Origin of the sequence: Stieleria tagensis, from assembly GCF_024129865.1 — a bacterium.
Lineage (GTDB): Bacteria > Planctomycetota > Planctomycetia > Pirellulales > Pirellulaceae > Stieleria > Stieleria tagensis.
This window is the reverse complement of record NZ_JAMYFE010000069.1, coordinates 1-12751: the sequence shown is the minus strand read 5'-3', so window position 1 is coordinate 12751 and position 12751 is coordinate 1. Positions and strand designations below refer to the sequence as shown.

8 protein-coding genes are annotated in these 12751 nt (G+C 54.1%); all 8 read right to left on the bottom strand.

Features of this window, described 5'->3' with window-relative positions:
* Positions 1–257 precede the first annotated feature (257 nt).
* On the bottom strand, positions 258–1691 hold the full coding sequence (locus NHH03_RS17090) for a sulfatase family protein (protein WP_253158203.1): 1434 nt from the start codon (positions 1689–1691) through the stop codon (positions 258–260).
* Positions 1688–2716 (bottom strand): family 43 glycosylhydrolase, encoded by a 1029-nt coding sequence (locus NHH03_RS17085; RefSeq protein WP_253158202.1) that lies wholly within the window; start codon positions 2714–2716, stop codon positions 1688–1690. Before NHH03_RS17085 ends, NHH03_RS17090 begins: the two co-directional genes overlap by 4 nt.
* A 100-nt stretch (positions 2717–2816) precedes the next feature.
* Entirely contained in the window at positions 2817–5174 is a 2358-nt protein-coding gene (locus tag NHH03_RS17080; protein ID WP_253158201.1) for a DUF1592 domain-containing protein, read from the bottom strand.
* A 64-nt stretch (positions 5175–5238) separates the two neighbouring features.
* Positions 5239–6618, bottom strand: a complete 1380-nt coding sequence (locus NHH03_RS17075) for a sulfatase family protein (protein WP_253158200.1) — start codon at positions 6616–6618, stop codon at positions 5239–5241.
* Between the two features lie 58 nt (positions 6619–6676).
* Positions 6677–7939 carry a DUF1552 domain-containing protein gene (locus NHH03_RS17070; RefSeq protein ID WP_253158199.1) on the bottom strand — a complete coding sequence of 421 codons (1263 nt, stop codon included), beginning with the start codon at positions 7937–7939 and terminating at the stop codon, positions 6677–6679.
* Between the two features lie 234 nt (positions 7940–8173).
* On the bottom strand, positions 8174–9454 hold the full coding sequence (locus NHH03_RS17065; RefSeq protein WP_253158198.1) for a DUF6786 family protein: 1281 nt from the start codon (positions 9452–9454) through the stop codon (positions 8174–8176).
* Between the two features lie 298 nt (positions 9455–9752).
* Positions 9753–11222, bottom strand: a complete 1470-nt coding sequence (locus tag NHH03_RS17060) for a sulfatase (RefSeq protein WP_253158197.1) — start codon at positions 11220–11222, stop codon at positions 9753–9755.
* 160 nt (positions 11223–11382) lie between these two features.
* A partial coding sequence (locus tag NHH03_RS17055) for a sulfatase-like hydrolase/transferase (RefSeq protein ID WP_253158196.1) occupies positions 11383–12751 on the bottom strand: 1369 nt, incomplete at its 5' end.

Here is a 12751-nt window from a genome sequence, read left to right as displayed (position 1 = left end):
CGCTGCAGCTGGCCACGTAATGTTGAGAAAACGCGTCGCAGCATTAAAGATTTGCGACAGCCAGAGAGCGCAGCCAGGGTTGGGGCATGCACCGCCTGGCTGAGCGTTGGAAAAACATCCATCGCCCGGACCAGGACATCAGATCTTTCCAATGATCTCGGTGACCCGCTGGGCATTTGGCGTGCCAGCGGGCTCGCCTTTGTAAACGGCAGCCTTCAGCCAATTTGGCGATGCCTGAGTCGCCACGGTTGGTGTGATTACAGATTTCGGGGGTGTGGATCAAAGAAGCGAGCGTTTTTGCCGACTTGTTCACCGTCACCGATGTCAACTCGGGCTTTCTCGATCAGTTGCAAAAGTTCGGCCACGATTTCCGGGTGCTCCGCGGCGACATCCTTCTGTTCCCCGATGTCCGCATCCAGGTCGAACAACAATGGCTGGTCCGTCTGGACCACGTCTTCGGCTTTGCTGAACTTCTCCCAGGCCTTATCGATGGGCAGCGCACGATGGAGCTTCCATTTGCCCGACCGCACGGCCTCAAGCCGAGTCCGTCGATAATAGTAGAATGCTTCGGTCGGACTCTTCGACTCGGCCACGCCATGGATCAGATCGCGAATGTCGTTCCCATCGATGACTCGGTCCGTGGGAGCGTTCGTTGCAGCCAGCTTGGCAAAGGTCGGCATCAGGTCCATGGTTGATGCAATTTCGTCACATTGAGAACCCGCGGGAATTTTGCCGGGCGCGCGAATGATGCAAGGGACGCGCAAGCCGCCCTCCCAAGTCGATGTTTTGGCGCCGCGAAGGGGTGCGGCTGATCCACCGTGTGCCACTGCATTCTTGCCAAATCGTTTCAGGTGGCTGGGGCTGCGACCGAAGTACCAGGGCCCGTTGTCGCTGGTGAAAATGACGTACGTGTTTTCATCGAGTCCTTCGTTCTTCAACGTTTCCAAAATGCGTCCCACATTCGCATCGATCTCTTCGACCACATCACCATAAAGACCGCCAGCGGATTTCCCGGCGAAAGCGTCTGAGACCGCCAATTTCACGTGTGGCATCGTGTGGGCAAGGTAGACAAAAAACGGTTGTGATTTGCTGCGCCGAATGAAGTTGATTGCTTCGTCCGTGTAGCGACGAGTCAGATGTCGCATGTCGGCGCGCTTTTCGATCACGTCATCACCACGCATCAGGTCAACGTGGGAATCGTTGCTGGTCGATGTTCCGAAGAATTCATCGAAACCCTGATGCAAGGGCAGCAGCGATGGAACATAGTGGCCTGACTTGTGCCCTGCCAAATCCCATTTGCCGAACGCGGCGGAAGTGTAACCCGCCGGTTTCAGGACTTCCGCGAGAGTGATTTCATCGCGATGTAGTTCCGGATGAACTTCCACTTTGTTGTGATGAATCGCGACCCTCAACGGATAGCAGCCCGTCATCAGCGCGGCTCGTGACGGGCCACAAACCGTTTGTGCGTAAAAGCTGGTCAGCCGCATACCTTCGGCCGCCATTTTATCGATGTTCGGCGTCTTGATCGTCGTCGATCCGAAACAACCCAGGTCGCCGTAACCCAGATCATCAGCAAAGATGATGACGAAGTTTGGTGGCGGATGATCCGCACGGGCCTGTGTGACCAATCCAACAAGGCCGGTCACGAAAAAGAGAAACACAAAATGGGTTTGGAATGAAAAGTATCTCATGGAGTGTTTCGCCGCTGATGGTCAGAGAATTTCAACTCAAATCGCTCAATGAACGGCAGGAACTGTTTTTGTTTGCCGATGTGCACGCCCCACTGGATCGGTTCGCCTGTGCCACTGTCGGTGAAGGCTTCGGGGCGGTAGGCACCCGCTGCGGTGGGGACATTCGCAACATCATGGGTCTTGGTGAATCGTAGTCCATCACTTGCATACATGATCGAACGTGTGATCGATTTTGGGCCGACGGTTCCGATCATCGCTGCCACACCCTCGCCTTGCGGCCAAACCAACACTTCATGATTTCCGGCGATCAGGGGATTGCCAGAGTGTTTGACATATGGGCCTGCTGGTTTGTCGGCGACGGCTAGGCCTAGTTTTGTTTCCGCCGGGCTTTTATTCCATTGACGGCCTTTGTAGTACATCCAGTACTTGCCGTCGCGAACAACCAAGCAGGCGTCATCGACACGCAAACTGTCAAAATCGTCGTGGTCGTCGCTGATTTTCAAGACCGGGTTGGAGTCGATCTTCTGCCAAGGTCCGTCCGCTGAATCAGAGACCGCCACCCCGATGGCAGTCGGAGTGGTCTGTGGGCCCTTACCGATGAATGGCTCGGGAACGGCCGTGTAAAAAAGCCAGTAACGATTTTCGGCAACCAAGATATTGGGTGTAAAAACACTGTGTTCGTCCCAACTGCCGGGCGGCCCTTTGGGTAGCGACATGCCGCGTTCGTTCCACTGGTGCCCATCGGCCGAAGTTGCGTACCAGATCGTCGCGTTATAGCCCGAGGATTGTGGCCCTTTGGAGTACCAGACGTAAAACAAATCACCGACCTTGATGATATCGCTGGGGTCGCGGCGCATCACACCGTCCTGAGGCCCAATCCCCGTCGCCTCGGAATAGGTTGCCTGGACTTGTGGGATCGCTGTATCCTGGGCGCGGGAAACGCTGGCAAACGCGACCGCAAACATAATGCAGCAACACGAGGTCAGTCGTGCAATCATCCGATTGAGACAATAGTTTGGTTTCATCGCTTCTCCCGTTGTGTTTCTTCGTGGTTCGGCACGGTGGCCAGTTCTAAAAATCCGGACCAGGCATGTTCACCATGCCAGTTCTACAATCATCTTGTTATTAGCGGTTTGTCATCAGATCACTTGATGCAATGCTCAGAACAATATCTTTGAATTTGAATTCGTTGCTTGCTGCTTGGTCGAGCAGCTCTTGCACCGTCGCATAATCCGCGATGACAAGCTTTCGGCCCTTGGCGTACTCAGCGATGCGGATGATCATGTTGCGGGCGAACGGGCGGATCTCATTTACCAGGATCTTTTTGAGTTCGGTGATGTCCGCAAATTCGTTGCCCAGATAGGTGCCATGCGTGCTGACCGACTGTCGCCTGGAGTACTCTGTTCGCAGGCGGCCGATGGGATCGTACGCTTCGAGCGCAAATCCGAGCGGATCCATCCGTCGGTGACATTCCATACAGGCGGGATCGCTGCGGTGCTTTTCCAGCATTTCGCGAATGGTGAGAGCACCATTCAAATCAGGCGTCAGCGCGGGAACTTCTTTGGGTGGCGGCGGCGGTGGAGTGCCCAGCAAATCGGCTAGCACCCAAACGCCACGCTCGATCGGCGACGTTTCAACTCCATTCGCGCTGAGGGTAAGAATGCTGCCATGCCCCAGCAGCCCGCCGCGTTTCGCATCGGTGGAAAAAGTGACGCGTTGAAATTCGTTTGCGTCTTCGCCATCGAATGGAACGCCGTACAGGTCCGCGAGTCCCTGATCAACAAAGGAGTAATCCGCATCGATGAATTCGCGGATGCTGCGATTCTGGTGCAGCACGTGCTGAAAGAACCGCTGTGTCTCTTCGAGCATCGATGGCTCAAGATTCTGTCGATAGTACTGGCGAAATTCACCCTTGGCGTCTGGAGGCATGCTGCCGAGTTTGTCGAGCGACAGCCACTGATTGGCAAAGCTTGAACTGAATTGTTCCGAACGCGGGTCGTCGAGTAGTCGTTTGACTTGTTGCTGCAATACACCCGGATCGTTTAGCTGTCCCGATTTGGCGACCGAGAATAACTCGGCGTCCGGCATCGTACTCCAGAAAAAGTACGACAAGCGGCTTGCCAGCGGGAAAGCAGCGAGTTCCGTTTGCTCTTCGCGCAGGTACAGAAAGTCCGGTGACACCATCATCGCGGCAAACGTCTTGATCACCGCTTCGTGCCAATTCCCGGTGGCAGTCTGTGTCCGATTCAGGAATTCGAAATAGGGAACCATCTCTTGTCGACTTACCGGGCGGCGAAAAGCCCGCATCGCGAAACGACCGACCAGCCACTCACGTGCCGTTTGGTTCTTCAGATCAGGAATCGTTTTGGAATCATAAGTGGTGACCAGCGACTCCGGCGGCCACTGGTCGTGGAACGGACCTTCGATCGTGAACTGACTGACCTTGATCCCTGGGCCGACGAACGGCTCCCGCATTGCGGATGGCTTGAGTTTTCGCCGACGTATGTTGGAGCGGATCTGCGTGATCGGCTTGCCAGGTCCATTGACGAACGAAATGTACGGGAAGTGGCCTTTGTCGATCCAGATATCAAACGTGAATGTCTGTTGAATGTCATCATCCAACTCGAATGTCTTCAGCAGCACCCCAGTAGCGGAAACACTCGCAAGCGTATCCTGCTCGATACCAAATCCCATGATCAACGGACCATGGGCGGGTTGGAATTTCACCGGATAGCGATCACGGTCGACGCCTGATGCGGTCACGGTGATGGTGTACCGCCCCGGAGTGTTCATCGTGCGTGACGGTTGACCATCGAAAAGCTGTGCCTTTCCGCCGCTACGAATGATTGCGTACTCGGAGTTTGTCTTGATGTAGCGACGCGAGGTGCCTTTCATTTTTGACAGATCCACTCGAACAACTTGAGATGTCGGTCGCTCAGAAGATGCAGAAAACAGAGCCTGGCGAAGACTCTTTTCAGCAGCATTCATGTATTCAAGCAGCAACTCGTTAGAGATCACAAGCGATTCAGCATTGGTATCAAACCCTGCATCAATCTCATCGTCGTAGATGTACTCGCTTGGATCAAATGTGCCGTGCCGAAGACCAAGCAGATCGCGAACCGTGTTGCCGTATTCCCGTTTGTTTAGCCGCCGTAAACCGGTCGACGGCACACTTGAATCCTGCTGCGCGAGATTCAGAACGTACTCCATCAACAGCGATTGTTCAGCAGCCGTGGGTTGCGGGTTCTCGTCCGGTGGCATCGTCTGACTGGCAAGTTGTTCGTAGACCTGCTTCCAAGTTGTAAGATCAAGCTTCGACAAATCGTCTAGCCGAACGTCGCCCTGCGGATCCTGTGCTGCATGACATTGCACGCAATACGTCGTGAAGAACTGCTGATGAGATGCAACATCATCAGCCGCCGTGGCAAAGACGGGCATCACGAGGCAGACGAACAAGGCCAATGTTTTCACGTTGTGCTTCATGAGTAAAGGATCATTGGAACACCGATATTGCTGAGTTGTTTGCGTGTTCAGCGCAAGTGCTCGATCAGTAGTTCAGCGTGCCGCCCCGAGCTGGCGGTTGGCGTTCGGTTTCCCACCACTCTTTGGGTCCTTCGGTCTCGATGGACTTCCACACCGCAAAAAGCTTTCGTTTCATCTCTTCAGTCTTTTCCGGCATCGCGGCGGCAAGGTCGTTTTCCTCTTTCCAGTCTTGCTGAATTTGGTAGAGCTGGAATTTTGTCAGCGTGTCGTTGCCCACCAATTTCCAGTCGCCGATCCGTAGTGCCACTCGGTCGCCCGGAGGCGAGACGTGGGTTCGCCAGAACAGCGGGAGCTCTCGCTTGAGTGGCTTGCCCGCCAATGCCGGAACCATGCTGACGCCATCAATGGTGCGATCGGTCGGAAGCGGAATGCCGGTGACATCCAGCACTGTGGCAAAGATATCTGTTCCGACAACGGGAACATCACTCGTCGATCCGGGCTTGATCTTGTTCGGCCAGCGTACGATGCCTGGCACCCGGATGCCACCTTCATGATCGCTGCGTTTACCACCGCGTAATCCGCCAGTCGTGCCACCAAATTTTGCGACAGGACCGTTGTCCGACGTGAATATGAATAGCGTGTTGTCGCTGACGCCTTCGTCATCAAGCGTCTGCATGACCTGCCCCAAGGCGTGATCAAGCTGTGTGATATTGCCCATGTACTTGCTGTTCTGATGGCCTTGATACATGCCCGAGAACTTTGGATCAGTCGCAATGGGCGAATGGGGTTCATGCACCCACACCGACAAGGCGAATGGTTTTGACTTGTCGCGGATCTGTGTCAACCAGTGAGAGGCTTCGGCGGCAACCAGGGGTGCGGAATAGCCATTCAATTCACCAACGGGTTTACCGTTACGGTAGAAGTTATCTGGGTTCTTGTGACTGGGATCGGCGTTGTTGTGAGTCGCCATCCAATGGTCGTATCCGTGCTGCCCGGGTTGAGGGAAATCTGGATTGTTGAATTGAAGTTTGGAGTTGAGATGCCATTTTCCGACGTGGCATGTTTCGTAGCCGATCGATTTCAGCAGTTTTGGGTAGGTGATCTCGCTGGAACGCAAATGGGCTTCATGGTTTCCAGAAAGATGTCGCCAAACGCCATTTCGGTAAGGCGTCCGCCCGGTCAAAATCGCCGACCGCGATGGCGAACAGACAGCGCAGGCCGAATAGAATTGTGTGAACTTCACACCCTGTGACGCCAATTGATCCAGATTGGGACATTTGATGAGCTCGTTGCCGTAGGTCGACGAGTCACCCCAGCCCATATCATCGGCGACGAAGACAACGATGTTTGGTTTCTGCTGCTCAGCAGAGGTTGGTTCAGCAGCGATCGGCTGAGCGACCGGTGCAAACAATAGAATGGCGAAGACAAATGCAGTCGTTTTCATTGGAACGGGTGCGCTGGAAGGATCGTCGAACGATCGAGGTGTGGGCGGACGTAATTCGCTACAAGCTCACGGTGCCTGTCGCGTTGTTGAAGCGATCGATTTTGACGCCAAACTTTTGCAGCATGGTCGTGAACAGGTTGTTCAGCGGCGTTTGCGTGCCGGTGTGTTGCAAGGCATTGACGTGTTTGCCGTGCTGGAATCCACCTCCGGCAAGGATGATCGGCAAGTCGCGGTTGGAGTGCCGTGAGGCATCGCCTAGACCACTTCCAAAGAACACCATCGTCTCGTCCAGCAGATTGCTGCCCGCCGTCTTGGTGTTTTTCAGCTTTGACAGAAAGCGAGCCATCTGCTCGATATAGAATGCGTCGATGATACGCAGTTGTTTCAGTCGCTCCGGTAAATTGCCGTGATGAGTCAATCCGTGGTAGCCAGTGTTGACTCCATCGATTTCGATGACGTGGTTGTGCATCCCAAAACCAGCGGTAAAGACTCGGCTACTGTCGGACTGTATCGCAAGGAACAACAAGTCGAACATCAACGGCGAGAGTGTGGGGTAATCCATCGAACCGTGTGCATTCACCGAATCATCAAACGCAACGGCTGGCTTTGGCACGTCCTGCCAGCGCTGGATGCCTTGAATGCTTGATTCGGCTTCACGGATTGCGGTCAAATACTCGTCCAGCTTCTCGCGATCAGTCGGATTGACGCTCTTTGCGAGTCGCTTTGCCTGTCCGCGCACGAGATCCAGAACACTACCCTGCTGATCGAGTTCCAACTTACGGGCTTGGCGGGCAGCCAGGGGATCGTTCACAAACAATTTCCGAAACAGATCCAACGGATCAGACTCTTCCCGCACTTTGATACCCGAGGCTGTCCAGGACGCCCCCTGGCTTCCACCGAGCGAAATATGAACCGATGGAAATCGCGTCTGGTAACCGGCATGCGCTGCCGCAACCTGGTCCATCGAACAGTTTTCGCCGGCGGAGGATTTCTTTGCATCAACGCCACTCAGCAACGAATTCATCGCCGCATGCTTGGTGTAAATGCCGGGGTGATCCATATGCGAGAACACCGTGAAATCGTTTCTCAAATCAGCCAGCGGGCGCAGTGTCGGCGAAAGTTCATAGTCATCATCGAACGACGTCGGAAAGAAAGCTTCGGGGTTCATTCCTAACGCGCTGCTAATGCAAACCATCCGCATCGACGCGTCGGACTTTGGCATGGCGGCGGAAACGGCAGACTGCATCCACGGCAAAGCGATCGAAACGCCCGTCGCCTTTAAAAACGTGCGCCGACCTTGGTGATGGTTTTCAAGTTTCATCGATTGCCCTTGGCGGTTGGTTCGATTCGATAGTGTGTTGGTTTTGGTAACCCGACGCGTCAGTTTTGAAGTTGCGCTTTTCATCCTTTTCAACCCAAGTGGACCGGCAATTGCCACTTCAATCCCTTCACTCTCCCGCGGGGCGGGCGAGTGAATACACGAAGTGCTGGCGGCGTGAGCCGCCGGCAGTCATTTAGTCGCCCGCTGGGCTTTGGAAAACGCTGGCTTCATAACTCACGCGTCAGGTTGGGAATCAAATCTGTTGATAATCTGGTCCAGACTCGCGCCCAAGAGTTGCTTGGCAATCGGATCCAAAGCAGATTCGCTTCCTTGAAAATGTATGGTCTGTTGCACATGTTTCAGGGTTTCGCCCGGCTTTAGCGCGGCCGCGGGGGAAGAGGTCTCCAATTCATAAAACGGCCCCAGCGGTGGTTCCCCAGCAGCGGGTGAACCGTCGTTGTACGAATTGACGACGTCGCCTTGGAACGGTTCTTTCTGGATCTCCCACATCGAATTGACGAATCCATTGGGTGCGTCTTGAACATTGTAGGTCACAATCGTCAGGACTCTCCCGTCAGCGTCGTAGCTGCCCGCAACTCCCACTGAACGCTCCGGCGAGATCCCGATCTTGCCACGACGTGTTCCATCGCCTTTGAAAAACAAAATGTCGTCGTCGACCTGCAGGTATTCCTGCGGAACCTTGCCAAAATAAGTGTCGTTCACCTTGGGACCAAGATCCGCCGTGTCACCGGGTTTGAAGGGAATCACGACAGTCGTTTGAGGTGACGGGTTGTACATGCCCAAAATCCAGATCGACGGTAAACCGGTTTCAGCCGTCCAAGCATTCTGTCCGCGATTGGTCAACCGATTATCCGTCTCATAGGCCACGCACTTGATCGAATCGTCGATGGATCCCAGTTGCAACGATTTGGCAATGGCAACTCGATCAAGCAGACGCACGGTGCGCTGGATTCCCATCGAAAATTGCGTGCCACTGAAATTTGTCAGCTCACAATCTCGCTTGAACTTGGCCGATGTGTTGGTCTGCTCCAGCACTTCAAACGGTTCGGTGTCAATCGCCGGTGGTGTTGTCCAATCGGAAAACTCAAATTGGGTTCCGGGTTTAAAGAACAATGCAAATTGACCACCTTCGGGGCCGAGCCAGAAACGTTCTTCGCCGCCGAAAATATAGATGTGTTCTTCCAATTTTCCTTTTCGTGCTTCGTCCGACAGCAGCCCTGCCTCGATCACCTTGCGATTAATCCAACCGAAACTCACGCCGTTTTCGCGATCCACCGTGCTGGTCATCACGCGACCTTGATAGGCCGGTGCGACGGCCACGGCAGCATCGCCGTCGGTCAACGTGATGATGTCAGTGTGTTTCTTCAAGAAAGCCAAATCGTCACGGAATCCCTGCACCGCTTCCTCTGTCTCCTGCGCTGCAAGCGGTACATTCGAATGAAAGACTCCGATAGAACAAGCCATTGCCAATAACGCCGTGTATATAGGTTTCATATTCGGTTCCATGATTCTTACTTGATCTTCATACCAACGAATTTCTTGGCATCAGGAAGAATTCGGAGACTCATTGATTGGGGCTGTGGGGTTGATAGTGGGACTGTGTTGCTTGCCGGGCGAGCATGTTGATCACGAAGAAAGATTGACTTGGGGTTTGGTGCTAGCGCCGGGTTCCTCGGATTTTGCAATGTTGGTGACACCGAACCGTGGGCTAGCGCCCAGCGGCTGAAAATATCGCAGCGGTCATATCGCCGGCACACGGATTCGGACACCTTAGGACCGATCCGTTCATGCCTTAATTCAACCAATCGGGAATCGAGTCATTTTGTTCCCAATCGCGAATGCGTCGATCCAGTTTGTCGCCTTCCCATTTGTCTTTGCCCGCAGGCAAGGCGCCGTTTGGCGGCAACCATTTCTTGTGATCTGCGATGACGGATTCGAATTCAGGGCTGCTTGCAAGATTGGTGTGCTCGCCTGGATCGCTTTGGTGATCGTACAATTCCTCACTACCATCGCGGTAATGAATGTAGCGCCAGCGGTCACTACGCACGGCGTAATTACCATAGTACCAACTGCTCAGAACTGGATGCTCGCGACTGACCGAGGCATCGATGATGAGTGGAACCAGACTCTCACCTTCCAACTTGGGTGCTGGCGGCAGATCACACAGTTCGACCAGCGTTGGATAGACATCCAGCAGACTCACTGCGTTGTGACGCTGGCCGGCCGCGGCGCCAGGCACGTGGAAGCACAGTGGCACGCGAGTCGATTCTTCCCACAGCGACTGTTTCCGCCAATGCTTTTTCTCGCCCAGATGCTGGCCGTGATCCGACCACAAAACCACAATCGTATTGTCGGCGTACTGGCTGTTTGAAAGTGCATCAAGAACTCTACCCGCCTGGGCATCAACAAACGAAACGCAGGCTAGGTAGCCATAGACCATTTCTTTCCAATACGTATCACTCAAGTTAACAACGGCGTAGTGGTCACCCGTTTTGATCGTTCCGTACGCGATCGATTTGCCCATGATGGGAACGTCCGACATTTCATCGTCGGGGACCTCCGGCACTTGAATATCATCCAAATCGTAGAGATCAAAGAACTCTTTGGGTGCGGTGTAGGGGACGTGTGGTCGGACAAAACCGATTGCCATGAAAAAGGGCTTGGTGTGTTCCTGTGCGAGTTGCTCGACAGCCCAATCGGCAATTAGTTCGTCAAACATTTTTCCGCCCGGCATGTCGTCTCGATCCAGTGCTCCGTAGCACAGCGAGTTTCCGTCCGAAAACCCTTGACCATAGCGATCAATGATCTGGCTGCCGTTCTTTGGGAACGGGTAAAAATGTTTTCCGCCGTATCCATCGCCGCGAGCTAAGAGTCGTTTGGGGACTTTGTAACCAGGCGCCGTTTCGTCCCAAAAATCCTGCGTTCGCTCTTTGTAGTCTGAAACGCCCTGGTGAAAAACTTTGCCCGCGGCAAAGGTCTGATACCCGCTGTCGCGAAAATGTTGCGGCAACATCTTGTGTTCGCCCATCACTTGGTCATAGGTCTTGCGCATCGAGGCGGTTGATGTGTACCATCCTGAAGTACTCGGATGAATGCCGCTCAATAGTGAATTGCGAGATGCCGCACACACGGCTTGTGAACAATGGGCGTTCGTGAACAAAACACTTCGTTCGAACAATTGATCCAGATGGGGCGTCTTGGCCTGGCGATTCCCCCCCATGCCGCCTTCCCAATCGTTGAGATCATCGATGGACAGAAACAACACATTTGGTTGCGCTGCAAATCCAAGATGAGACGCAAAAAGAAGAATCACCAAGCAGAGTGAAGCTTGGATCGTAGAGTTAATGTTCCGGAAGGTCATGTTTGATTGAATTCCAAGTTCCGAGATTGCCGTCTGAACATCGCCGACCCCGTTTGAAAGGTCACTGTTTTTTCCCAACGAACTCTTCGCGACTAAGCTTCCCATCGCCGTCTTTGTCGAATCGTTGAAAACGTTGTTCGAGGTCGGGTCGCCCCGTCAGACCACTCTGGTACTCGTCCAGCGACAAATGATCGTCCTTGTTTGTGTCCCAGCGGTTGAAAGGAATGTTGCGATCGTTTTGGGCCTTTTTGGCGGCGGGCTTCGATGCGTCCGTTTTCTTGTTGCTCGTGCTGAGTGCCGCAGTGGCAAATGACTTGCTCCTCTTGTTGCCTTCAACCTCGGGGTAACTGCGAAGAAATTGATTCTCGTCAACCAGATTGAGATAGTAATGTGTCGTTCCGGCAGGAAGCTCAGCGGTGACCGTGTTGTTCCCCTGCAGCGTGGCGGGCATCCGGAACCATTCTTCGTACTGCTGGCCACCATTTAGTGAGTAAATCAAATCAGCCTGCGTGACGCGGGCTCCGTTCTCGCGATAGGTCAATTTGACATGCCGTCCGTTCCGCGTTTCAGTCTCCACCGTGCAAAGTTTGTCCTTGTTCGGTAGTGGCCCCGAATAGGCGTGGTTGTAATAGGGATAGCTGGCCTGCATTTCCGTTAACGCAGTCGTGAGCTGGGCATCCATTTTCGCGGTCAGTTCCGGCATCGATTGGGCAAGGTTTCGAGATTCCTCGATATCGACACGTCGTGTGGTGCCGCCGGATGAATCGTACAGCCGAAACAATTCCAACGGCGCAGTGTCTGGATTGTTCACATGATCATAGTTGCGGACCAGTTTGTAGTCGCCGACACGAATCGTACTTTCCAGCGCACTGCCATGTGGAAAATGCCAAACCATGGTGTCGCGAACCGTGCCATCAGCGCGTTTGACGAGCCGTGGATCCTGGGGGTCTTTCTGCAGCAGCGGCAGCAGATCGCATCCATCGAGATTTTTTTGCGGCGGTATCGGCGTTCCTGTCATCGCCAATACGGTGGGATAAAAATCGAGTCCGTTGGCCATCACATCGGTCTGCACGCCAGGGGAAATACCCGGCCCTGCGATCAGCAACGGCACTCGCGTCCCGCCTTCCATCGCTGAGATTTTGCCACGAGCCAACGGCTGGTTGTCGGTGTATCGTTCAGAAGGTCCACCCTCCATCCCGCCATTGTCGGACGTAAAAATCACAAACGTATTTTCGCTCAACGCATGCCCCGGCCAGCGCGGGTCGTCTGTTTCGTCCAGGTAGTCAAACACCTTCCCGACGTAGTAATCCAGTTCCTCGACCATGGCGCAGTAGAACGGATTCAATTGCCCAGGCGTGTCTTTGGAGGGAGTGTTGGCGGGATCGATTCCCAGTCGCTCGGCATACTTCTTGAGGTGGCCTGGGTTTTGG

What these genes read in the sequence shown, in the direction of transcription:
- NHH03_RS17090 (WP_253158203.1), bottom strand. Translation starts at nt 1,691, where the DNA reads ATGAGATACTTTTCATTCCAAACCCATTTTGTGTTTCTCTTTTTCGTG.
- NHH03_RS17085 (WP_253158202.1), bottom strand. Translation starts at nt 2,716, where the DNA reads ATGAAACCAAACTATTGTCTCAATCGGATGATTGCACGACTGACCTCG.
- NHH03_RS17080 (WP_253158201.1), bottom strand. Translation starts at nt 5,174, where the DNA reads ATGAAGCACAACGTGAAAACATTGGCCTTGTTCGTCTGCCTCGTGATG.
- NHH03_RS17075 (WP_253158200.1), bottom strand. Translation starts at nt 6,618, where the DNA reads ATGAAAACGACTGCATTTGTCTTCGCCATTCTATTGTTTGCACCGGTC.
- NHH03_RS17070 (WP_253158199.1), bottom strand. Translation starts at nt 7,939, where the DNA reads ATGAAACTTGAAAACCATCACCAAGGTCGGCGCACGTTTTTAAAGGCG.
- NHH03_RS17065 (WP_253158198.1), bottom strand. Translation starts at nt 9,454, where the DNA reads ATGAAACCTATATACACGGCGTTATTGGCAATGGCTTGTTCTATCGGA.